The 22,902-nt window shown below is 62.3% G+C and carries 20 protein-coding genes; 12 read left to right on the top strand and 8 right to left on the bottom strand.

Annotated features, from left to right (window positions below; genetic code table 11):
- Positions 1 to 110: 110 nt before the first annotated feature.
- The 3 genes from NMB38_RS04690 (at position 111) to NMB38_RS04680 (ending at position 2,861) form a co-directional block, all read left to right on the top strand.
- Positions 111 to 1,430: an MFS transporter gene (locus NMB38_RS04690; protein WP_023534430.1), complete on the top strand. Its 1,320-nt coding sequence runs from the start codon at positions 111 to 113 to the stop codon at positions 1,428 to 1,430.
- A gap of 381 nt (positions 1,431 to 1,811) precedes the next feature.
- Positions 1,812 to 2,138 (top strand): hypothetical protein, encoded by a 327-nt coding sequence (locus tag NMB38_RS04685; RefSeq protein WP_323157608.1) that lies wholly within the window; start codon positions 1,812 to 1,814, stop codon positions 2,136 to 2,138.
- Between the two features lie 117 nt (positions 2,139 to 2,255).
- Positions 2,256 to 2,861 (top strand): flavin reductase family protein, encoded by a 606-nt coding sequence (locus tag NMB38_RS04680; protein ID WP_027914549.1) that lies wholly within the window; start codon positions 2,256 to 2,258, stop codon positions 2,859 to 2,861.
- On the opposite strand, the gene NMB38_RS04675 is transcribed toward NMB38_RS04680, so the two are convergent.
- Together NMB38_RS04675 and NMB38_RS04670 are read right to left on the bottom strand one after the other, a co-directional pair.
- The gene (locus tag NMB38_RS04675) at positions 2,862 to 3,104 is read right to left on the bottom strand and encodes a hypothetical protein (RefSeq protein WP_033695025.1); all 243 of its coding nucleotides are present in this window, start codon (positions 3,102 to 3,104) and stop codon (positions 2,862 to 2,864) included.
- Between the two features lie 81 nt (positions 3,105 to 3,185).
- Positions 3,186 to 3,479 (bottom strand): antibiotic biosynthesis monooxygenase family protein, encoded by a 294-nt coding sequence (locus tag NMB38_RS04670; RefSeq protein ID WP_049696485.1) that lies wholly within the window; start codon positions 3,477 to 3,479, stop codon positions 3,186 to 3,188.
- A gap of 198 nt (positions 3,480 to 3,677) precedes the next feature.
- On the opposite strand from NMB38_RS04670, the gene NMB38_RS04665 reads away from it, so the two are divergent.
- Positions 3,678 to 4,598 (top strand): AraC family transcriptional regulator, encoded by a 921-nt coding sequence (locus NMB38_RS04665; protein WP_023534387.1) that lies wholly within the window; start codon positions 3,678 to 3,680, stop codon positions 4,596 to 4,598.
- 45 nt (positions 4,599 to 4,643) lie between these two features.
- Here the strand turns inward: NMB38_RS04665 and NMB38_RS04660 are convergent, their stop codons facing one another.
- Positions 4,644 to 5,528 (bottom strand): MBL fold metallo-hydrolase, encoded by an 885-nt coding sequence (locus NMB38_RS04660; RefSeq protein WP_197874304.1) that lies wholly within the window; start codon positions 5,526 to 5,528, stop codon positions 4,644 to 4,646.
- A gap of 102 nt (positions 5,529 to 5,630) precedes the next feature.
- On the opposite strand from NMB38_RS04660, the gene NMB38_RS04655 reads away from it, so the two are divergent.
- Positions 5,631 to 6,536 (top strand): LysR family transcriptional regulator, encoded by a 906-nt coding sequence (locus NMB38_RS04655; RefSeq protein ID WP_027914545.1) that lies wholly within the window; start codon positions 5,631 to 5,633, stop codon positions 6,534 to 6,536.
- A gap of 8 nt (positions 6,537 to 6,544) precedes the next feature.
- Here NMB38_RS04655 and NMB38_RS04650 read toward each other — a convergent pair whose 3' ends face one another.
- Complete coding sequence (locus NMB38_RS04650) at positions 6,545 to 7,414, bottom strand: isocitrate lyase/PEP mutase family protein (RefSeq protein ID WP_027914544.1); 870 nt, start codon at positions 7,412 to 7,414, stop codon at positions 6,545 to 6,547.
- Between the two features lie 417 nt (positions 7,415 to 7,831).
- Here NMB38_RS04650 and NMB38_RS04645 point away from each other — a divergent pair, with 417 nt between their 5' ends.
- On the top strand, positions 7,832 to 9,283 hold the full coding sequence (locus NMB38_RS04645) for an MDR family MFS transporter (RefSeq protein WP_027914543.1): 1,452 nt from the start codon (positions 7,832 to 7,834) through the stop codon (positions 9,281 to 9,283).
- Positions 9,284 to 9,360: 77 nt separating this feature from the next.
- On the opposite strand, the gene ttgR is transcribed toward NMB38_RS04645, so the two are convergent.
- On the bottom strand, positions 9,361 to 9,993 hold the full coding sequence (gene ttgR, locus NMB38_RS04640) for an efflux transport transcriptional regulator TtgR (RefSeq protein WP_023534320.1): 633 nt from the start codon (positions 9,991 to 9,993) through the stop codon (positions 9,361 to 9,363).
- Positions 9,994 to 10,248: 255 nt separating this feature from the next.
- Between ttgR and NMB38_RS04635 the strand changes: the two genes are divergently transcribed.
- The 4 genes from NMB38_RS04635 to NMB38_RS04620 all read left to right on the top strand — a co-directional run bounded on the left by NMB38_RS04635 (position 10,249) and on the right by NMB38_RS04620 (position 16,702).
- Positions 10,249 to 11,415 carry an efflux RND transporter periplasmic adaptor subunit gene (locus NMB38_RS04635; protein WP_027914542.1) on the top strand — a complete coding sequence of 389 codons (1,167 nt, stop codon included), beginning with the start codon at positions 10,249 to 10,251 and terminating at the stop codon, positions 11,413 to 11,415.
- Positions 11,416 to 11,418: 3 nt separating this feature from the next.
- The gene (gene ttgB / locus NMB38_RS04630) at positions 11,419 to 14,571 is read left to right on the top strand and encodes a multidrug efflux RND transporter permease subunit TtgB (protein ID WP_027914541.1); all 3,153 of its coding nucleotides are present in this window, start codon (positions 11,419 to 11,421) and stop codon (positions 14,569 to 14,571) included.
- Complete coding sequence (locus NMB38_RS04625; RefSeq protein WP_027914540.1) at positions 14,568 to 16,022, top strand: AdeC/AdeK/OprM family multidrug efflux complex outer membrane factor; 1,455 nt, start codon at positions 14,568 to 14,570, stop codon at positions 16,020 to 16,022. Before ttgB ends, NMB38_RS04625 begins: the two co-directional genes overlap by 4 nt.
- A 158-nt stretch (positions 16,023 to 16,180) precedes the next feature.
- On the top strand, positions 16,181 to 16,702 hold the full coding sequence (locus NMB38_RS04620; protein ID WP_404666155.1) for an Mpo1 family 2-hydroxy fatty acid dioxygenase: 522 nt from the start codon (positions 16,181 to 16,183) through the stop codon (positions 16,700 to 16,702).
- Positions 16,703 to 16,768: 66 nt separating this feature from the next.
- Here NMB38_RS04620 and NMB38_RS04615 read toward each other — a convergent pair whose 3' ends face one another.
- The 3 genes from NMB38_RS04615 to pcaR all read right to left on the bottom strand — a co-directional run bounded on the left by NMB38_RS04615 (position 16,769) and on the right by pcaR (position 20,458).
- The gene (locus NMB38_RS04615) at positions 16,769 to 18,058 is read right to left on the bottom strand and encodes an MFS family transporter (protein ID WP_023534482.1); all 1,290 of its coding nucleotides are present in this window, start codon (positions 18,056 to 18,058) and stop codon (positions 16,769 to 16,771) included.
- 137 nt (positions 18,059 to 18,195) lie between these two features.
- On the bottom strand, positions 18,196 to 19,398 hold the full coding sequence (pcaF, locus tag NMB38_RS04610; protein ID WP_027914538.1) for a 3-oxoadipyl-CoA thiolase: 1,203 nt from the start codon (positions 19,396 to 19,398) through the stop codon (positions 18,196 to 18,198).
- 184 nt (positions 19,399 to 19,582) lie between these two features.
- Positions 19,583 to 20,458 carry a pca regulon transcriptional regulator PcaR gene (gene pcaR / locus NMB38_RS04605; RefSeq protein ID WP_230396010.1) on the bottom strand — a complete coding sequence of 292 codons (876 nt, stop codon included), beginning with the start codon at positions 20,456 to 20,458 and terminating at the stop codon, positions 19,583 to 19,585.
- 431 nt (positions 20,459 to 20,889) lie between these two features.
- Between pcaR and NMB38_RS04600 the strand changes: the two genes are divergently transcribed.
- Together NMB38_RS04600 and NMB38_RS04595 are read left to right on the top strand one after the other, a co-directional pair.
- Positions 20,890 to 21,090 (top strand): hypothetical protein, encoded by a 201-nt coding sequence (locus NMB38_RS04600; protein WP_027914536.1) that lies wholly within the window; start codon positions 20,890 to 20,892, stop codon positions 21,088 to 21,090.
- 304 nt (positions 21,091 to 21,394) lie between these two features.
- Positions 21,395 to 22,867, top strand: coding sequence for an inorganic phosphate transporter (locus NMB38_RS04595; RefSeq protein ID WP_023534437.1), 1,473 nt, complete (start codon positions 21,395 to 21,397; stop codon positions 22,865 to 22,867).
- Positions 22,868 to 22,902 lie beyond the last annotated feature (35 nt).

Here is a 22,902-nt window from a genome sequence, read left to right as displayed (position 1 = left end):
AGCGCGCACCTAAACGAAGCAATCGCGCCTCTTTTTGGCACACCTTCTGCAAAAGCTACTGCAAGCTGCGCCCTGCGCGCTTTCACAACAACAATGAGAAGGTGTCCCTGATGGATAACGCTACCTCCCTGCCTACCGGGGCGGCCGCAACGCCTGCCGCGCCAAGAACCACTGCCAGTCGCCTCAAGTCGATCTTCAGCGGTTCGATCGGCAACATGGTCGAATGGTACGACTGGTACGTCTATGCAGCGTTCTCGCTGTATTTCGCCAAGGCTTTCTTCCCGGCCGGCGATTCCACCGCTCAACTGCTCAACACCGCCGCCATCTTTGCGGTGGGCTTTTTGATGCGCCCGATCGGTGGCTGGCTGATGGGCATGTACGCCGACCGCAAGGGCCGCAAGGCTGCACTGATGGCCTCGGTGCTGCTGATGTGCGCAGGCTCGCTGGTGATCGCCCTCACCCCCGGCTATGAAACCATCGGTGTGGCAGCGCCGGTCCTGCTGGTGGTCGCTCGCTTGATGCAAGGGTTGTCGGTGGGCGGTGAGTACGGCACCTCGGCCACCTACCTGAGCGAAATGGCCAGCAAGGAGCGTCGAGGCTTCTTCTCCAGCTTCCAGTACGTGACGCTGATTTCGGGCCAGCTCATCGCCCTGGCGGTACTGATCGTCCTGCAACAGACCCTGACCACCGAGCAGTTGTACGCCTGGGGCTGGCGTGTGCCGTTCGTGATCGGTGCCCTGTGTGCGGTGGTGGCCCTCTACCTGCGACGGGGCATGGAAGAAACCGCGTCGTTCACCAAGAAGGAGAAAGCCAAGGAAAGCCTGATGCGCACCTTGATGCGCCACCCCAAGGAACTGCTGACCGTGGTCGGCCTGACCATGGGCGGTACCCTGGCCTTCTACACCTACACCACCTACATGCAGAAATACCTGGTCAATACAGTCGGGATGAGCATCAGCGATTCGACCACCATCTCGGCCGCGACGCTGTTCCTGTTCATGTGCCTGCAACCCCTGGTGGGTGGGCTGTCGGACAAGATCGGCCGGCGCCCTATCCTGATTGCCTTCGGGGTGCTCGGTACGCTGTTCACGGTGCCGATCCTCAGCACGCTGCACACCATCCAGACCTGGTGGGGCGCGTTCTTCCTGATCATGGCCGCGTTGATCATCGTCAGCGGCTACACCTCGATCAACGCGGTGGTGAAGGCTGAGCTGTTCCCCACCGAAATCCGCGCCCTGGGCGTTGGCCTGCCCTACGCCCTGACCGTGTCCATCTTCGGCGGTACGGCCGAATACGTGGCCTTGTGGTTCAAGAGCGCCGGCATGGAAAGCGGCTTCTACTGGTACGTCACAGGCTGCATCGCCTGCTCGCTGTTGGTGTACGCCACCATGAAGGACACCAAGCAGCATTCGCGGATCACCACCGACTAAGCCCATCCACGCTTAGCACTGCTTCGGGCGCCTAGAGGGCGCCCGGTTTCGTTTGGCCACGCCGGGCCTCGTCGGATCATCCAGGCGCCAGCCCTCCTCTGCAGGCCCAGCTTGCACCTTCCCTTCCCGCACTGGCACGACGTTCGTCCGACGCGCTTGGCTTAATGGCCCATTAATCACACTCCGGCACATTACCCCATCAGCAAAAGCGCCAGTACCTGCGCCTCGAAACTCCCCGGGCTGCCTGCGTTCCAGCCCAGGTGCGCGCTCCAATCAATCGGATAAATAGATTATTAAGCACGATTTTTAGCGCTTTTTAATCGTATTAATCGGCGTAGCATTCATTTTATCGAAACGACACACCTACTCTGGAGCATCCCCATGAAAAGCAAATTCATCCTGACCCTCGCTCTTTTCGCATTTGCCGCAGGCGCATCCGCCGAAGATGGATTCGATCGCACCCATGCGCATACCTTCGCAGCGGCGCCTGCTCAGGCCACCGGCTATGCCGAGGACGGCTTTGACCGCACAGGCGGTCAGCGCTTCGCTGAAGATGGTTTCGACCGCACCGGTGGCCAGCGCTTCGCTGAAGATGGTTTCGACCGCACCGGTGGCCAGCGCTTCGCCGAAGATGGTTTCGACCGCACCGGTGGCCAGCGCTTCGCCGAAGACGGTTTCGACCGCACCAACGCCCATGGCATTAGCTGATAGTAGCCATGCGCACTCAGCCCGGCTTTCGCCGGGCTCCAGCATTCCCAGTTGGCCTCAGGCTTGGCACACTGGTCGCCTCTCAAACCAGGAGGTGGGCCGGCAAGCCCAGCGCAGATGTATTACTACGAACCCGCCAAAGGCCATGGCCTACCCCATGATCCATTCAACGCCATCGTCGGCCCTCGCCCGATCGGCTGGATATCTTCGCAGGACCAGCAAGGCCATTTGAATCTCGCGCCTTACAGCTTCTTCAACGCCTTCAACTACATTCCACCGATCATCGGTTTCTGCAGCGTCGGGCGCAAAGACAGCCTGAACAATATCGAGCAAACCGGTGAATTCGTCTGGAACCTGGCCACCCGCCCCCTGGCCGAGCAGATGAACCTGAGCTGCTCGGCGGTATCGCCTGAGGTGAACGAGTTCGAACTCAGCGGCCTGACGGCTACGCCGTCGAGCGTGGTAAAGGTGCCACGGGTAGGGGAAACCCCTGTGGCGTTCGAATGCAAGGTGACGCAGATCGTGCAACTGCAGCGCGCCGACCAGGCGTTGGTACCCAGCTGGTTGATCCTGGGCGAAGTGGTGGCGGTGCACATCGCCGAGCGCCTGCTCAAGGACGGCATCTACGATACCGCAGCGGCCGAGCCTATCCTGCGTGGCGGTGGCCCGGCGGACTATTTCGAGCTGGGCAACCTGTTCAAGATGCCCAGGCCCAAAGCCTGATCACCAGATCAGCTCACCCGCTTCGCTGACACCTTGCAGGCGTTGCAATTCGCCCGTGGCCGCCTCGTCGGCAGCCACGGCGCCCTTGAACACTTGCCCATCGAGCACCTTGTGAAAGCGCGGTGCACCGCCCATGCCCATGGCCTTGACGGCAATGGCTGCGTGGTAGCCACCGCCTTCGGCCGGCACCATTGCCGACACGGCTTCGAACTGGGGAAACTCTCTACGTGCCATCTTTGCCATACGCCTTGTGGGTGAAACCTGGATGGTACCCACTGGCTTGATGATGCGGCAATCATTGGCCTGGGCGCCCGTTGAACAGGCTCAACCAAACGTGTGCAGATCCAGACTGCTCACCACTTGGGACTGTACCAACTCGCCGAACACATTCAGCGTTGGCGAAGCGAAGTAACCATTCATCGCCTGCTGATCCTGCCAGCTACCGCTCAATAACCACAGGTCGTCATCAGCCTGCGAGCGTTGCACCGAAAAACTCAGGCAACCCGGGATGTCCAGCGATGGCATCAACAGGTCGCGCAAGCGTGCGCCCAGTTCGGCCGAGCGCCCGCTGCTGGCGCGAATCAAGGCAAGGTGGGTGACCGGTTGTTGTAGCCTCATTGCACACTCTCCCTGAAGCAGCAGTCGAATACCTGGCTTGCAAGGCTAGGGCCTGGGCGCGTTTGCGCGTTAGGCCATTACTGCACACCGATTGCCTGATTCTGCATCGCGGCAGGATCAGGCAATCGATCTGCAGTATTCGACTAGCTTCGGCGGTTGCCCAAACCTATTCTGCGTCGGTCAGCAGAGGAAAGCCCCATGTCCATCGCCCCGTCCCTTGATCCGCACCTGGAGGTCCAGCGCCAGGAGTTGGCCGACTTGATCGCTCGCCATGCAGGCGACCCTTATGGGCCGGCCTCGGCCATCGACAACCTGTTCCTGGTGCGCTACACCGAGAACATTCGCTCGGTACCTACGCTGGCGCAACCTGCGCTGTGCATTCTGGCCCAGGGCAGCAAAAGCCTGTTCCTCGGGGACGAACAGTACGCCTACGACCCGCTGCACTACATGGTGGTTTCGGTCACCTTGCCGCTGAGCGCGGTCAAGCTCGACGCCAGCCCGCAGCGCCCGAGCCTGGGGTTGCGCATGGACCTGGACCCTGCCGAGATCAGCCAGCTGATCGCCGACAGCGGTCCGATGCTGGTACCCAATCGCCCGTATGGGCGCGGCCTGTACGTGGAAAAAACCGACGGCGCGCTGCTCGATGCCTTGCTGCGCCTGCTCCGCCTGCTCGACACGCCACGCGACATCGCCATGCTGGCACCGCTGGTGCGCAGGGAGATTCTCTACCGCCTGCTGCGCGGCCCGCAGGGCTACCGGCTGTACGAAATTGCCTTGGCCAACAGCCAGACCCACCGCGTGTGCCAGGCCATCAGCTGGCTCAACGACAACTATCAGCGGCCACTGCGCATCGAGGACCTGGCCCGCGAGGTCAACCTCAGCGTTTCCACCCTGCACCATCGCTTCAAGGCGGTGACTTCGATGAGCCCGCTGCAGTACCAGAAGCAACTGCGCTTGCAAGAAGCCCGGCGGCTGATGCTCAACGATGGCCTTGAGGCCGCCGTGGCGGCCTATCGAGTGGGCTACGAGAGCCCTTCGCAATTCAGCCGTGAGTACAGCCGGCTCTACGGCGCACCGCCTATTCGTGACATGGCCCGGCTGCGGTCCAGCGCGGTGTAGCAAGACCAAGGTCACCGCAGCGCTGCATTGCGTACGCGCGCACCGTCACTGGAGGGGCCACTGCATCTCGCCCTTGGCCACCTTGGCGCTGAGCGCCAGCGCACTCTCATCGCCCAACCCCGGATAGCGTCGTTTCATGGCCTCGACCAGCGCAGCCGCATCGTTTGCTGCGCGCGCCTGCGCCTCGAAGGTGCGGATGTAATCGGCGGTAAAGCCAACGGACTGCGGTGAGTAATCACTGGCACCGACGAAGTGCCCGGGCACCACGGTTTGCGGCGCAAGCGCCTGGATGTCCGCCAGGGTTTGCAGCCAATGGGCACGCGAGGACGCCGATTGTGTGTCGGCCATCCACACATGAATGTTCTGCGAAACCACGACCCCGCCAACCACTGCCTTGATCGAAGGTATCCAGACAAAGCTGCGGTCCGGCTGCGGTCCTTCAAGGCCACGCACCTCCAGCACCTGGTCCTCGAGCAGCAGGCGGTTGCCTGTCAACACCTTGGGCAGCACCAGCCGCTCAGGTTTTTGCGCCCCCATTTCAGGCCCCCAGTACGCCAGTTTGGCCTCCATGGTGTTGCGGATGTGTTCGACCGTGGCGACCGAAGCCAACACCTCGGCGTCAGGGAACGCTTGGGTCAAGGTTGCCAGGCCGAAGTAATAATCGGGGTCACCCTGGCTGATGTAGATCGTCGTCAAGCGCTTGCCACTCGCACGGATACGCTGCACCAGTTGCCGGGCGTGATCAGTGCCAAATTGTGCATCGATCAACACGGCGTCACGCTGGCCGCTCACGATCACCGAGCTGACCGCAAACGGCGCATCAGCGCCAGGGTTGTACACGTCCAATTGCAAGGGAGCGGCGGCCAGCAGTGGGGCGGCACAGGCCAGGCATCCGAGCACCAGGCCACGCAAGGGAGAAAGGAGTGTCATCGCAGGCATCCGTCAGAGTGGAAATGCCTGCAGCTTAAGGGGCGACACCCTGCAGAAAAATGCCATGCTTGCACATGGTTTGTTTCTGAAATCGGGCAAATGATGGATCGTTTAACAGCTATGCGCGTTTTCGTCACGGTAGTGGACCTTGGCAGTCAGTCGGCGGCGGCCGAGCACCTGCAGCTCTCGCGCCCCGTGGTCTCTCGGTACCTGGCACAGCTCGAAGCGTGGGTGGGCGCGCGGCTGATGCAGCGCACCACGCGCCGGCTCAGCCTGACTGCCGCAGGCCAGGACCTCCTGCCGCGCTGCAGGCAATTGCTGGAGTTGGCCAGCGAACTGCAAGGAGCCGTACAACAGCAAGACCAGACACCACGGGGGACATTGCGTATCAGCGTCAGTACGTCATTTGGACAGGCGCAGCTGGCCGATGCCGTGGCCGCCTATGTGCGTCAGTACCCATTGGTAAAAGTCGACCTGCAGATGCTCGATCGCACCGTGAACCTGGTGGACGAACGCATCGACCTGGCCATCCGCAACAGCAACGACCTGGACCCTAGCCTGGTTGCCCGCCGCCTGAGCGTATGCCGCTCGGTGATCTGCGCCGCGCCCGCCTACCTGGCCGAGCACGGCACACCCGAGCGGGTCGAGGACCTGTCACACCACAATTGCCTGACGCACAGCTATTACGGCAATGGGGTGTGGCAGTTCGAGGTCAACGGCCAGCAGGTCGCGGTGCCGGTTCAGGGCAACATCAGCGCCAACGAGTCCCTGACATTGCAAAAGGCGGTAGCAGCAGGCGCCGGCATCGCCCTGCTCCCCACCTATCAGGCGGCTGCCGCCCTGCGCAGCGCAGAACTGGTGCGCCTGCTTCCCGAGGCCAGGCCGCAGACCCTGGACCTGACGGCGGTCTATACCTCACGCAAGCACATGCCCGCGACCTTGCGCACCCTGCTGGACTTTCTCGTCCAGCGCTTCGAGGAGGAGCCGGCCTGGGACTGGGACCTGTAAGCGCCTGCTTACTCCTCGACGCTCATGTATTCCTTGGCCCAGCGGATGTAGTCCTCGGGCTGGGTGTAGGTATGCGAAAGCTCGGTGGCGCTCAAGTTATCGGACTTGTGCTGCTGGCCACGCTGCTGGCGCAGGCAGTCGTACGTCGCCTTGATGGCGGCGAAGTAAGCCGCGTGACCGTCGACGGCGATGCGCACGCCCAGGCTTGCCAGACGCGCGTCATCATGCAGGTTGGGGTTGCCGTAGGTCACCAGCATCAAGGGTACGGTCAGGTGGCTGGCGATCTGTTCGAGCTGGTCGAAGTCCTTCACCCCTACCATGCAGATGCCATCGGCACCCGCTTTCTGGTAGCTCTGGGTCCGCACGATCACTTCCTCGGTGCTGAGCACGCCGGCGTTGGTACGGGCGATGATCGACAGGGACGAATCGACGCGCGCCTCGAGCGCCGCGCGGATCTTGCCCACGCCTTCTTCTACCGATATGAGATCGGTGGACTTGCGCCCGAACTGGGCCGGCAACAGCGTATCCTCGATCGTCAACGCCGCCACGCCGGCACGCTCCAGCTCCGTGACAGTGCGCATCACGTTCAGCGCATTGCCGTATCCGTGGTCGGCGTCTGCCAGCACCGGCAACTGGGCCACGCGACCAATTCGCGTGGCTTGCTCGACGAATTCGCTGAGTGTGATCAGGGCAAAATCCGGCGCAGCCAGTACCTGCAGCGATGCCACCGAACCTCCGAGGATGCCGACCTCAAAACCCAGGTCCGCGGCAATGCGCGCAGACATGGGGTCGAACACCGAGGCGGTGTGGTAGCACGAACCTGAAGCGAGCAGCTCGCGGAAGGCAATACGCAGATCTTGGTGGGAAGCCTTGGGCATGATCACTCCGCAATTGTAGAAATTTCTGAACGGTAACTACCGGCCTCTGTATCGGGCGTACCTGCACAATTCATGGACCACTCAAGTCGCGGTCATGCTCCACATGCAGGCAGAGGAATAAAGGTGTAGGAGCCAGGGGAATCCGATTAACCCCCGAGAGGTCGCACCAAGCTAGTGCAAACAGGGGCTTAGCGCGGGATTGGCATACCAAAGATATCACGGGGCCAGCCTCTGCTGGATGAATGCGTTGATGCCGATCGTGCATAGGCGATGCTCAGAGTACATAGGAAGCTACGTAACTCAGGTTACACTGCCATGCTTTCACTGCCCCTGTGCAGGCGTGCCCTGGTCTTGATGGCGCGTAGCTGTAGCCTGCGGGATCGTTCGGATGAAGCCCACTCAAACCAAGGAACTGCCGTGCCCCCTGCCCTGCCTGCGATTGCCCTGCGCCAGATCCTGACCGCCTTGATGCTGGCCATCTTTCTCGGCGCACTGGATCAAACCATCGTGGCAGTGTCATTGCCTGCGATCTCCGCGCAGTTCAATGATGTCGGTCTGCTGGCCTGGGTCATTTCCGGCTATATGGTGGCCATGACAGTGGCCGTCCCGATCTACGGCAAGCTGGGCGATCTCTATGGGCGGCGTCGCATGATCCTGACCGGGATCGGCGTGTTCACTGTCGCCTCGATCGGCTGTGCGCTGGCTCAGGACATGCCGCAACTGGTGCTGGCCAGAGTGCTGCAAGGCATCGGCGCAGGCGGCATGGTATCGGTGAGCCAGGCGATCATCGGCGACTTCGTGCCCCCGCGCGAACGAGGCCGTTATCAGGGCTATTTCAGCAGCATGTATGCCCTGGCCAGCGTGGCGGGGCCGGTACTGGGCGGCTGGCTGACCGAGTACCTGTCCTGGCGCTGGGTGTTCTGGATCAACGTGCCGCTGGGCATCGCCGCGCTCTGGGCTATCCACCGCGCCCTGGCCGGTCTGCCCGTGCAGCATCGGCCCGCACAAGTGGATTATCCGGGCGCGCTGCTGCTGATCGTGGGCTTGGGCAGCCTGCTGCTCGGGATCACCCTGGTCGGCCAGGGGCAGGCCTGGACGGCGCCCGCCGTGCTAGGCCTGTTCACCTGCGCCGTGATCGCCATGATCCTGTTCATCCTCCAGGAGCGCCGCTGCGTCGAGCCACTTCTGCCGTTGACGCTATTCGGCAATCGCGCCGCGGTGCTGTGCTGGGGCGTGATTTTCTTCGCCAGCTTCCAGGCCATTTCCCTGACCATGCTGATGCCCTTGCGCTACCAGGGCCTCACCGGTGCCGGTGCCGACAGCGCCGCCTTGCATCTGCTGCCGTTGGCCATGGGGCTACCCATCGGTGCTTTTACCGCAGGACGTCTGACAACGCGGCTTGGCCGCTACAAGCCGCAGATCCTTACTGGCGCCCTGCTGATGCCGGTGTCTATCTTCGCCTTGGCGATCACGCCGCCGCAGGCCGGGCTGGCCAGTGCACTGTTCATGCTGCTGACAGGGATCGCGTGCGGGATGCAGTTCCCAACGTCACTGGTAGGCACGCAGAATGCCGTGCAGGCCCAGGACATGGGGGTCGCCACCAGCACCACCAACCTGTTTCGGTCCCTCGGTGGCGCCATGGGCGTGGCCTGCATGTCGAGCCTGCTGCTGGCCTTGCTGCACCAAGGCGGGTTCGCGTTGCTGGACAATCCGTTGCTGGGTACCTTCAAGGCCAACCAGGTGAGCCCTGAACTGCAGGCACACTTGGCGATCACTTTCCGGCATCTGTTGATGGCCAGTGCAGGGGTCGGCGTCATTGCACTGGTGGTGGCGGTGCTGCTGCCGGATCGGCCACTGCGCGGGCATTGAGGTGGCCCGCAGGGAAGCTCAGGTGCTGATCACTGGCACGTCCCTGGGGACTAGCCCTCACAAACCTTCACAAAGTCTCATTTGCGCATCGCCGGGCTCAAGCGCAGCATATCCAACCCGGCGTCGACCCATTTCTCGGCGTTGCCCAGCAGGTCCACGCTGTCGGGCAGCAACAGCCAGCGCCTGATCAACCCGTCAACGTAAGAAAACATGGCCACCGCTGCCCGCTCCACATCCAGCTCCACCGGCAGTTGGCCACGGCGCACTGCATTGGCCAGGGCCAGGGTAATGCCTGTGTGGCAGTCCACTACTGCCACCTGGCGCTGCTGGCGGATTTCGCACATGTCATCGGTGAACTCGCACTTGTGATGCAGAATCTCATTGATACGGCGTGTCCTGGCGTCGCGCACCAGGTCGTTGAACACTTGCAGCAGCAATTTGCGCATGCAGTCGAGCGGGTCGAGTTCGTCCTCGCTTTCGCTGGCGCGCGCGAGATGGTCATGGGTTTCATGCAAGCTGTCGAGCAGTGCCTGCACCAGCTCGGCCTTGTTATTGAAGTGCCAGTAGATTGCACCTCGCGTGACGCCCGCCTGTTCGGCGATGTCCGCAAGGGTGGTTCGCGCAACCCCGCGCTTGTAGAAAGCCCTCTCTGCCGCCTGGATGATCTGGGCGCGAGTTTCCTGGGCTTCCTCTTTGGTTCGACGGACCATGGCAGTACAACCTCATCTGGCCCGAACGCGGCGACGCGTGCGGGAAGGCTCCGGGGCGCCTCTAGGGGCACCTGGCGGATCAAGCTAATCAAGGGCTGTGGCGGTAGCCATGGACAACCCGGCGGTATTTACAAACAACCATGAATGTAAGTATATTCCTTAGCAAGCTATTTATCCACCGGATAGCCATTTATCCAGATCAAGACATTCCATTACTCTTGAGCGTCTCCCTGCTCCTGCGATCCGAGGATTCTCATGCAATTCAAGCCAGCCGTTACCGCCCTGGTTTCAGCCGTAGCCCTCGCAACCCTGCTCAGTGGCTGCAATAAAGAAGACCAAGCCGCGCAGCAGCAACAGCAGCAGCAGGCGCCTCAAGTCGGCGTAGTGACCCTACAGCCGCAGGCCTTCACCTTGACCACCGAGCTGCCAGGCCGCACCAATGCCTACCGGATCGCCGAAGTTCGTCCACAGGTCAACGGGATCATCCTCAAGCGCCTGTTCAAGGAAGGCAGCGAGGTCAAGCAGGGTCAACAGCTGTATCAGATCGACCCGGCCGTCTACGAAGCCAACCTGAGCAAGGCCCAGGCAGACCTGCAGGCTACCCGCTCTCTGGCTGATCGCTACAAGCAGCTGATCGAGGAACAGGCGGTTTCCCGGCAGGAATACGACGACGCCAATGCCAAGCGCCTGCAAGCCGAGGCCTCGCTCAAAAGTGCGCAGATCGACCTGCGCTACACCAAGGTCCTGGCCCCCATCAGCGGCCGCATCGGTCGTTCGGCGGTAACCGAAGGCGCGCTGGTCAACAGCGGCCAGACCAATGCCATGGCCACCATCCAGCAACTGGACCCGATCTACGTCGACGTGACCCAGTCCACTGCCGAGCTGCTCAAGCTGCGGCGCGAGCTGGAAAGCGGCCAACTGCAGCGCGCTGGCGACAACGCAGCGTCGGTCCAACTGGTGCTCGAAGACGGCACCCTGTACAAGCAGGAAGGGCGCCTGGAGTTCTCCGAAGTGGCCGTGGACGAAACCACCGGCTCGGTCACCCTGCGTGCCATCTTCCCCAACCCTGACCACACCCTGTTGCCTGGCATGTTCGTGCATGCACGGCTCAAGGCGGGCGTGAACGCCAATGCCATCCTGGCACCGCAGCAGGGCGTGACGCGCGACCTCAAGGGCGCCCCTACCGCGCTGGTGGTGAACAAGGACAACAAGGTCGAACTGCGCCAGCTCAAGGCCAGCCGTACCGTGGGCAGCGACTGGCTGATCGAGGAAGGCCTGAACCCAGGCGACCGCCTGATCACCGAAGGCTTGCAGTACGTGCGTCCAGGTGCCGAGGTCAAGGTCAGCGAAGCCACCAACGTCAAGAAGCCGGACAGCCCCAACCAGGGCAACGCAGCGAAAGCAGACGCCAAAGCGGAGTAAACCATGTCGAAGTTCTTTATTGATCGCCCGATCTTCGCCTGGGTGATCGCCTTGGTGATCATGCTGGTCGGCGCCTTGTCGATCCTGAAGTTGCCGATCAACCAGTACCCCAGCATCGCCCCACCGGCCATCGCCATTGCCGTGACCTACCCGGGCGCTTCGGCGCAAACCGTGCAGGATACGGTGGTGCAGGTGATCGAACAGCAGCTCAACGGTATCGACAACCTGCGTTATGTGTCGTCGGAAAGTAACTCCGACGGCAGCATGACCATTACTGCCACCTTCGAGCAGGGTACCAACCCCGACACCGCCCAGGTGCAGGTGCAGAACAAGCTCAACCTGGCCACCCCCTTGCTGCCGCAGGAAGTGCAGCAACAAGGTATCCGCGTCACCAAGGCCGTGAAGAACTTCCTGATGGTGATCGGTCTGGTGTCCGAAGACGGCAGCATGACCAAGGACGACCTGGCCAACTACATCGTCTCCAACATGCAGGACCCGATCTCGCGTACGGCCGGTGTGGGTGACTTCCAGGTGTTCGGCGCCCAGTACGCCATGCGCATCTGGCTCGATCCGGCCAAATTGAACAAGTTCCAGCTGACCCCGGTGGACGTCAAGACCGCCGTGGCTGCCCAGAACGTTCAGGTCTCCTCCGGCCAGCTCGGCGGCCTGCCAGCCGTGCCTGGGACGCAGCTCAACGCCACCATCATCGGCAAGACCCGCCTGCAGACTGCCGAGCAGTTCGAGAAGATCCTGCTCAAGGTCAACAACGACGGCTCCCAGGTACGCCTGGGCGATGTGGCCCAGGTCAGCCTTGGCGGCGAGAACTATGCCGTCAGCGCCCAGTTCAACGGCAAGCCCGCCTCGGGCCTGGCCGTCAAGCTGGCCACGGGCGCCAACGCACTGGATACGGCCAAGGCCCTGCGCCAGACCATCGCCGACCTGGAGCCGTTCTTCCCGCCAGGGGTCAAGGCGGTATTCCCGTATGACACCACGCCGGTGGTCACCGAATCGATCAGCGGGGTCATCCATACCCTGATCGAAGCCGTCGTGCTGGTGTTCCTGGTGATGTACCTGTTCCTGCAGAACTTCCGCGCCACCATCATCACCACCATGACCGTACCGGTGGTTTTGCTGGGCACCTTCGGCATCCTTGCCGCCGCAGGCTTCAGCATCAACACCCTGACCATGTTCGCCATGGTGCTGGCCATCGGCCTGCTGGTGGACGATGCCATCGTGGTGGTGGAAAACGTCGAGCGTGTGATGTCCGAAGAAGGGCTGCCGCCCAAGGAGGCGACCAAGCGCTCCATGGAACAGATCCAGGGCGCGCTGGTGGGTATCGCCCTGGTATTGTCGGCCGTACTGCTGCCCATGGCGTTCTTCGGGGGCTCCACTGGTGTGATCTACCGCCAGTTCTCCATCACCATCGTCTCGGCCATGGGCCTGTCGGTGCTGGTGGCGCTGGTCTTCACCCCGGCGCTGTGCGCCACCATGCTCAAGCCTTTGAAAAAGGGCCAGCACCATGAGGCCAAGGGTGGGTTCTTCGGCTGGTTCAACCGCAGCTTCGATCGCAGCGTCAACGGCTACGAGCGCAGCGTGGGGACCATCCTGCGCAACAAGATTCCGTTCCTGTTGGGCTATGCCCTGATCGTGGCCGGCATGATTTTCCTGTTCACCCGCATTCCAACCGCGTTCCTGCCCGAGGAAGACCAGGGTGTACTGTTTGCCCAGGTGCAGACGCCGGCCGGCTCCAGTGCCGAGCGTACCCAGGCAGTGGTCGACCAGATGCGCGAATACCTGCTCAAGGACGAAGCCGACACGGTATCCTCGGTGTTCACCGTCAACGGCTTCAACTTCGCAGGCCGCGGCCAGAGCTCGGGCATGGCGTTCATCATGCTCAAGCCCTGGGGTGAGCGTACGGCGGAAAACAGCGTGTTCGGTCTTGCCCAGCGGGCGCAGCAGCACTTCTTCAGCTTCCGCGACGCCATGGTCTTCGCGTTCGCACCACCAGCGGTGCTCGAGCTGGGTAACGCCACAGGCTTCGACGTGTTCCTGCAGGACCGCGGCGGTGTCGGCCATGCCAAGCTGATGGAGGCCCGCAACCAGTTCCTGGCCAAGGCTTCGCAAAGCAAGATCCTCAGCGGTGTACGCCCCAATGGCCTGAACGACGAACCGCAGTACCAGCTGACCATCGATGACGAGCGTGCCAGCGCCCTGGGCGTGACCATCTCGGACATCAACAACACCCTGTCGATTGCCTTCGGTGCCAGCTACGTCAACGACTTCATCGACCGCGGCCGGGTCAAGAAGGTCTACATCCAGGGCGAAGCCAATGCCCGGATGAGCCCGGAAGACCTGCAGAAGTGGTATGTGCGCAACGCCGATGGCGAAATGGTGCCGTTCTCTTCGTTCGCCAAAGGTGAATGGACCTACGGCTCGCCCAAGCTCTCGCGCTACAACGGCGTAGAAGCCATGGAAATCCTCGGTGCGCCTGCCCCTGGCTACAGTACCGGTGAGGCCATGGCCGAGGTCGAGCGCATCGCCGGCGAACTGCCAAGCGGCGTAGGTTTCTCCTGGACGGGCATGTCCTACGAGGAGAAGCTGTCTGGTTCGCAAATGCCGGCCCTGTTCGCCCTGTCGCTGCTGTTCGTGTTCCTGTGCCTGGCAGCGCTGTACGAAAGCTGGTCGATTCCGATCGCCGTGGTGCTGGTGGTGCCACTGGGCATCATCGGTGCGTTGATCGCTACCAGCCTGCGCGGGCTGTCCAATGACGTGTACTTCCTGGTCGGCCTCTTGACCACCATCGGCCTGGCGGCCAAGAACGCCATTCTGATCGTCGAGTTCGCCAAGGAATTGCACGAGCAGGGCCGCAGCCTGTACGACGCGGCGATCGAGGCGTGCCGCATGCGTTTGCGCCCGATCATCATGACCTCGCTGGCCTTCATCCTCGGCGTGGTACCGTTGACCATCGCCAGCGGCGCTGGCGCCGGCAGCCAGCACGCCATTGGTACCGGCGTGATCGGCGGCATGATCAGTGCGACCGTGCTGGCCATCTTCTGGGTACCGTTGTTCTTCGTCGCAGTGTCGTCGCTGTTCGGCAGCAAAGAGCCGAAAAAAGATGACACCCCTGAAACTCCACGTTATGAGGCTGGGCAATGACCAAGTCTTTGTTGTCCCTGGCAGTCACCGCTTTCATCCTCGGCGGCTGCTCGCTGATTCCCGACTACCAGACCCCGGAAGCACCGGTGGCTGAGCAGTGGCCGCAAGGCCCGGCCTACTCGCCCACCCAGTCGGCGGACGTCGCTGCCGCTGAACAGGGCTGGCGGCAGTTCTTCAACGACCCGGCGCTGCAGCAACTGATCCAGACCGCGCTGGTCAACAACCGGGACCTGCGCGTCGCGGCGCTGAACATCGACGCCTACCGCGCCCAGTACCGCATCCAGCGTGCGGACCTGTTCCCGGCGGTGTCGGCCAACGGCAGTGGCAGCCGTCAACGCATCCCGGCGAACATGTCGCAGACTGGCCAGTCGGGCATCACCAGCCAGTATTCGGCAACCCTGGGCGTCAGTGCCTATGAACTCGACCTGTTCGGCCGCGTGCGCAGCCTTTCGGAACAGGCGCTGGAGACCTACCTGTCCAGCGAGCAGGCGCGTCGCTCCACCCAGATCAGCCTGGTGGCGAGCGTGGCGAACGCCTATTACACCTGGCAGGCCGACCAGGCGCTGTTCAAGCTGACCGAGGAAACCCTGAAGAACTACCAGGAAAGCTACAACCTCACCCGGCGCAGCAACGAGGTGGGCGTGGCGTCGGCGCTGGACCTGAGCCAGGCCCGCACGGCTGTCGAAGGCGCCCGGGTCAAGTACTCGCAGTACCAGCGCCTGGTCGCCCAGGACGTGAACAGCCTGACTGTCCTGCTGGGGACCGGCATCCCCACAAACCTGCCTGAACCACTGCGCCTGGACGCCGATCAACTGGCCGAAGTACCGGCAGGCCTGCCGTCGGACCTGTTGCAGCGCCGCCCTGACATCCAGGAGGCCGAGCACCTGCTCAAGGCGGCCAACGCCAACATCGGCGCTGCCCGCGCGGCCTTCTTCCCCAGCATCAGCCTGACGGCCAATGCGGGCACCTTGAGCACCGACATGGGCGGGCTGTTCAAGGGTGGGTCGGGCACCTGGCTGTTCCAGCCGCAGATCAACCTGCCGATCTTCACCGCCGGCAGCCTGAAAGCGAGCCTTGACTACGCCAAGATCCAGAAGGACATCAACGTCGCCCGCTACGAGAAGTCCATCCAGACTGCGTTCCAGGAAGTATCCGATGGGCTGGCTGCGCGCAAGACCTTCGAGGAGCAGTTGCAAGCCCAGCGGGACCTGGTGCAAGCCAACCAGGACTACTACCGCCTGGCCGAGCGTCGGTACCGTATCGGCATCGACAGCAACCTGACGTTCCTCGACGCCCAGCGCAACCTGTTCAGTGCGCAGCAGGCGCTGATCGGTGACCGCCTTTCGCAGCTGACCAGCGAAGTCAACCTGTACAAGGCACTCGGTGGCGGCTGGTACGAGCGCACCGGGCAGGCCAACCAGCAGGCCTCGGTACAGACGCCCCGCGGCTGATACCCGCCCGCTTGCTCACCACCCGCCAGGCCTCGACAGACGCGGTGGGTGATGAGCAAGGCGCGGCCCTGGCATTCGCCAGGCTGATGATGATGGTGACCACAGCTATCCTGAGCTATATCGGGCACACCCCGGCAAGCCCACCAGGAGGCAGCACCATGAGCACCCTCGCCGAGCACCTGATCCGCTACGCGGGCTATCACCGCGACCCACGCAACATCGTCACTCATTTCGTCGGCATACCTCTGATTGTCATGTCCGTGGCCATTCTGTTGTCTCGGCCAGGCGGGTCGCTGGGCGGCATTTGGCTGTCTCCTGCCCTGCTTGTCTCGGCGGCGGCCACCTGGTTCTACCTGCGCCTGGAGCTTCGCTTCGGCCTGGTGATGGGCGCCCTGTTGGGCCTGTGCCTGTGGTTAGGTCACCTGCTGGCGGTGCAGACCACGGCGCTGTGGCTGTCGGTGGGCGTGGGTGCGTTCGTGGTGGGCTGGATCATCCAGTTCGTCGGTCATCATTACGAGGGGCGCAAGCCAGCGTTCGTCGATGACATCAGCGGCTTGATCATCGGGCCGCTGTTCGTGGTGGCCGAAGCGGCCTTCATGATGGGCCTGTGCCCTGCCCTCAAGCGTCAGATCGAGCGCGCCGTCGGCCCGGTGGCGGTGCGTAAGGCCGTGCGGCAGTGACAACCTCGACAGGCCGTCCCGATACCGCGGACGGCCCGCCGCGCTTCACGCTCTGTGTCGAGCTCGTCAATGATCGTGGTGCAGGTACTTGGCTTGTTTTGGCAAGCGCAGGCTGAACAGGAAAGCGATGGCCATCATGGCGGTCACGTACCAGTAGAACGTGTTTTCCATGCCCAAGGTCTTGAGCCCCAGGGCCACGTACTCCGCTGACCCGCCAAACACGGCGTTGGCAACCGCGTAGGCAAGCCCCACGCCCAAGGCCCGCACCTGGGGCGGGAACATTTCGGCTTTCACCAGACCACTGATGGAGGTGTAGAAGCTGACGATGCACAACGCCAGGCTCACCAGCACGAACGCCATGAAGGGGCTGCTGACCGTCTTGAGCGCCATGAGCAATGGCACCGTGAACACCGTGCCCAGCGCGCCGAACAACAGCATGGAGTTACGCCGGCCGATGCGGTCGGACAGCATGCCGAAGAACGGCTGCATCACCATGAACAGGAACAGCGCCCCGGTCATTGCGTAGCTGGCGTGCTTGGCGGTCATGCCAGCCGTATTGACCAGGTACTTCTGCATGTAGGTGGTAAAGGTGTAGAAGATCAGCGAGCCGCCAGCGGTGTAGCCCAGCACCGTGATGAAGGCCGCCAGGTGATTGCCGAACAAACCGCGGATACTGCCGGCGTCCTTGTCCTGGCGCGTTTCTGCGCTGCTGGTTTCGTGCAGGGAGCGGCGCAGCATCAAGGAGATGACGGCAGCGATCGCACCGACCACGAAGGGAATTCGCCAGCCCCAGGCGCGCAGCTCGTCTTCGGTCAGCAACTGCTGCAGGATCACCACCACCAATACTGCCAGCAACTGGCCGCCAATCAGGGTCACGTACTGGAACGATGCAAAGAAGCCCCGCTGGCCACGCAGCGCCACTTCGCTCATGTAGGTCGCCGTGGTGCCGTATTCACCCCCCACCGACAGGCCCTGAATCAAGCGCGCCAGCAGCAGCAATGCCGGCGCCCATGTGCCAATGCTGGCGTAAGTGGGCAGGCAGGCGATGGCCAAGGACCCGAAGCACATCATCAGTACCGAGATCATCAGCGAGTTCTTGCGACCGTGGCGGTCGGCCAGACGGCCGAAGATCCAGCCGCCGATAGGCCGCATCAGAAAGCCCGCGGCAAACACACCGGCGGTATTGAGCAGTTGCACGGTCGGGTCATCTGAGGGAAAGAACGCCGGAGCAAAATAAATGGCGCAGAAGGCGTAGACATAGAAGTCGAACCATTCCACCAGGTTGCCTGAAGAGGCGCCGACGATGGCGAAGATGCGTTTGCTACGCTCCTCGCCAGTGTAGTGAGGGGTGGTCATGTCAGTCGTGCTCCTGGAGGAATACAAGGTAAGTCTAGACATACCTGGTTACACAGTCGTTCCGCGTGGTGTGCAATCAAGTGCAGCGAGGCGCTGCCGGCTGCCCTCATCTCTGAGGCACCCGGGCGCAGGCTCCCTCAAAGCCGTTCAATGGCCAGCGCCAGCCCTTGACCGACACCTACGCACATCGTGGCCAAGCCTTTGCGCCCTCCTGTGCGCTCAAGGTGGTGCAGCGCCGTCAGTACCAGGCGCGCACCACTCATGCCCAGCGGGTGGCCCAGTGCGATGGCACCGCCGTTGGGGTTGACCTGGGGCGCATCGTCCGCCACCCCTAGCCCGCGAAGAACGGCCAGCCCCTGGCTGGCGAAGGCCTCGTTGAGTTCAATGACATCGAATGCGCTGATGTCGATGCCCAGTCGCTCGATCAGCTTGCGTACCGCAGGCACCGGCCCGATGCCCATGACCCGCGGGGCCACCCCCGCACTGGCCATGCCCAGTACCTTGGCGCGAGCGGTCAGGCCATGGGTGTGCACGGCCTCGGCAGACGCCAGGATCATCGCTGCCGCGCCATCGTTGACCCCCGATGCATTGCCCGCCGTCACCGTTTTGCCCACGCCATTGACGGGGTTGAGCCTGGCCAAGGCCTCAAGGGTGGTATCGGGTCGCACGTGCTCATCGTGCTCTACCCAGGTCTCACCCTTCTTGTGCGCGACGCACACCGGCACGATTTCCTCGGCGAAAAACCCGGCAGCTTGCGCCGCTGCGGCCTTGTGCTGACTGCGCAAGGCAAACGCATCCTGGTCGGCGCGGGAGATGCCATGGTCGTCAGCTACGTTGTCCGCCGTCTGCGGCATGGCATCCACGCCGTATTGCGCTTTCATGAGCGGGTTGACGAAACGCCAGCCGATGGTGGTGTCTTCCAGTTGCATGGTGCGTGAATAAGCGCTTTGCGCTTTGCCCATGACAAACGGCGCTCGCGACATCGACTCCACGCCGCCCGCGATGGCCAGCTCCATTTCGCCACAGGCGATGGCGCGGAACGCCGCGCCGACGGCCTCCATGCCCGAAGCGCACAAGCGGTTGAGGGTGACACCCGGCACGCATTCAGGCAGCCCGGCCAGCAGCAACGCCATGCGTGCCACGTTACGGTTGTCTTCGCCCGCCTGATTGGCACAACCGAAAAACACCTCGTCCAGGTGCGCCCAGTGCACACCCGGGTTGCGCGCGATCAATGCCTTGAGCGGTACCGCCGCCAAGTCGTCAGCCCGGATGCTGGCAAGGGCGCCACCAAACCGGCCAATGGGCGTGCGAACGGCATCACAAATATAGACCTCGCGCATCTTGCGTCTCCTGCAGTGACCATGGGCGCCGGCGATACAGGCACAATCGGGTCACTGCAACCTGTCCGCCGGGTGGGCATCAGGTTAGGGACAAAGGCAGGGCCGTCACAATTAGCTCAAGGCTGAACTGGGCGATTATCGAACGCTTTGTCAGCAGGCTGTAATGATCCTAAAGCCTTCGCGCTTAGCCAAACAGCTGATGGCTGAGCTCTTGGCTGGCTTCCAGTAGTACGGGAAGAAACCGCTGTTCCAGTTCACTGCGCGGTACACGCCCGACGTGGGTACTGACGTTCAGCGCCGCCAGTACCTGGCCTGAGGCGTCGTAGACGGGCACGGCCACCGAGCGCAGGCCTTGTTCGAGTTCCTGGTCGACCACGCACCATCCCTGGCTACGCACTTGCTCGATGCAGGCGAACAGCGACGGGGCGTCGTGCAGGGTACGGCTGGTGCGGGCCTTGAGGTCGGCACGATCGAAGTATTCGCGCAAGCTGGTGTCGTCCATGGCCGCCAGGAGGATGCGGCCCATGGACGTGCAATACGCCGGGAGCCGTCCACCGACCGACAGGTCTACCGAGATCAGGCGCTCTACCGTCGCCGAGCGGGCGATGTACAGAATGTCGTCCCCTTCGAGGGTCGCCATGTTGGCCGCCTCGTGCAACTGGTCGCTGATACGGTCCAGGTAAGGCTGCGCGGAAATGGCCAGGGGTGTCGATGACAGGTACGCATGGCCGAGCGTCAGCACTTTGGGCAGCAAGGAGTAGGTACGCCCGTCGGTGGTCGCGTAGCCCAGCTTCATCAGCGTATGCAGGCATCGGCGCACTGCCGCCCGAGGTATTTCGGTGCGATGGCTGATTTGCGCGATGGTCAGGTGCCGCTTGCGTTCCTGAAATGCCTGTATGACGGCAAGCCCACGCGCCAGGGAGGTCATGAAGTCAGGATCGCCGGTGAACGCCTGAATGCGTTTGGCCGGCGATGCCACGATTGGCGGGGCCAGGGCGGGTGCCGGACTGCGTGCTGCTTCGGGCAGAGCACTGTCACGGGCTGTTTTATCGTCATTCATCGCACACCTCAACAAAATCGCCGACTTGTGCGATTATCGAACAACCGGCCGATAATCGCAATTGACCGGCGACACGTTTGCTTATACCTTTCCAGTGCCACTTGTGGCTTCTTTGGAGAGACTGGTCAGGTACCCACCGTAGAAGTCCCAGGCAACGGCCCTGCCAATTGGTGGGGCCGTTTTGTTTTTGCGGTGTGCATCGCGTGCGATATCGAACTTTCACACGTTGTGGTTTTCTTAATATCGACATGTCTTTGATTGCCCATCGGGCCAATCCCATCACACTGGCCTTATTCGAGTGTTGATATACTCCGGTCGTCTAGTTGGACGACGCGTCGATCCAGGTCCCGCCGGCAAGTTAAGTGTCGATATCGTCTAACGGTTTACGCCGACAGGGCGGTCCTCTTTTCAATTCAATTCAGGTACTGCATGTGACAAAAGAAGAACTGCGCGCAGAACTCGAGCGCCAGGCTGAGCGTTTCAAGGATGTATATGGCGGCGAAGTGACCACCTATGCGGCACAGCCGGAACCGGAACGCAAACCCTGGCGCAAACGCGCCAACATGCGCGACCAGGCGTTCAGCCAGGAGCTGGAACGCATGGAGAAGGAATTGCGCAGCGCTAACCCCTAGCCCTTTGCCCAATCGTCAAAGCGCTAGGGGTGCCCAGAGCGCGTAATTGCTCTGGCGCAATGGTTGTAATGGAATTTCACAAATTTCATACGGGCGTTTAAAACGATTAACCGCCTCACCTTCCGCGCATTTTGCTGATTTTTCGCTGACGTTGAACACATTTGGCTTCGATAATGTTGACCGACCTGCAGTGGCAGACGGCAATTTCTGACCTGGGCGACATGATCAGCGGCTGCCGCGGGTGCATCGATTGCCAACGTTTTCTGGCATAATCCGGCCCCCCTACGACCGCCAGACAACCTTCATGATCGATTTATTCAGCGGACTGGATGCCTGGGTATTGGTGAGCTTGCTGCTCGCCTTGACCTTCGTGCTCGCCTTCGAGTTCATCAATGGCTTTCATGACACCGCCAACGCGGTAGCCACCGTCATCTACACCAAAGCCATGCCACCACACCTGGCCGTGTTCTTCTCCGGCGTGTTCAACTTCCTTGGCGTTCTGCTGGGTGGGGTCGGGGTGGCTTATGCCATCGTGCACCTGCTTCCGGTAGAGCTGCTGATCAATGTGAACACCGGGCACGGCCTGGCCATGGTCTTCTCGCTGCTGGCCGCAGCCATTACCTGGAACCTGGGCACCTGGTACTTCGGTATTCCTGCGTCCAGTTCGCATACCCTGATCGGCTCGATCCTGGGCGTGGGCCTGGCCAACGCGCTCATCAACGACATTCCGCTGGGTGACGGCGTCAATTGGCAGAAAGCCATCGATATCGCCATGTCCCTGGTGGTTTCGCCGATCGCCGGGTTTGCCGTGGCCGCGCTGGTCCTGCTTGGCCTGAAATGGTGGCGCCCGCTGTCGAAGATGCACAAGACGCCTGAGCAACGCCGCAAACTGGACGACAAGAAGCACCCGCCTTTCTGGAATCGTCTGGTGCTGGTGATTTCGGCCATGGGCGTGAGCTTCGTGCACGGCTCCAATGACGGTCAGAAAGGCATTGGCCTGATCATGCTGGTATTGATCGGCATCGTACCGGCCAAGTTCGTGCTCGACCTGAACAGCACCACCTACCAGATCGAACGCACCCGTGATGCCACGTTGCACATGAGCCAGTTCTACGAGCGCAACGCTGCCACGCTGGGCGAATTCCTGGCGCTGGGCAAGGCCAAGGCCAGTGACCTGCCTGAACAGTTCAGCTGCAATCCCCAGCAGACCGAGCCGACCATCGCCGCGCTGCAGTCCTCGCTGCAGGGCGTGACCGACTACCGGGCCCTGGACGCGGACAAGCGTGTAGAAGTACGCCGTTACCTGCTGTGCCTGGACGACACCGCGAAAAAGGTTGGCAAGTTGCCGGGCCTGGATGCGCGTGAAAAGTCCGACCTGGAAAAGCTGCGCAAGGACCTGACCGCCACCACTGAGTACGCTCCGTTCTGGGTGATCGTGGCCGTTGCCCTGGCCCTGGGCCTGGGCACCATGGTTGGCTGGCGCCGCGTGGTGTTGACCGTCGGCGAGAAGATTGGCAAACAGGGCATGACCTATGCCCAGGGCATGTCGGCGCAGATCACCGCGGCCTGCGCCATTGGCATGGCCAACGTGTTCGCGCTGCCGGTTTCAACCACGCATGTGCTGTCTTCCGGCGTTGCTGGCACCATGGTCGCCAACAAAAGCGGCCTGCAGGGCGGTACGGTGAAGACCATCCTGATGGCGTGGGTGCTGACCCTGCCCGCCTCGATGGGGCTTGCCGCCGGCCTGTTCTGGTTGGCGTCCAAGGCAATCGGCTGACCTCAGCCCATAGAAAAAGGCGCCGTCGGGCGCCT

This window comes from Pseudomonas sp. FBCC-B35, from assembly GCF_059133755.1.
This window is presented reverse-complemented; position numbering and strand designations above follow the sequence as displayed.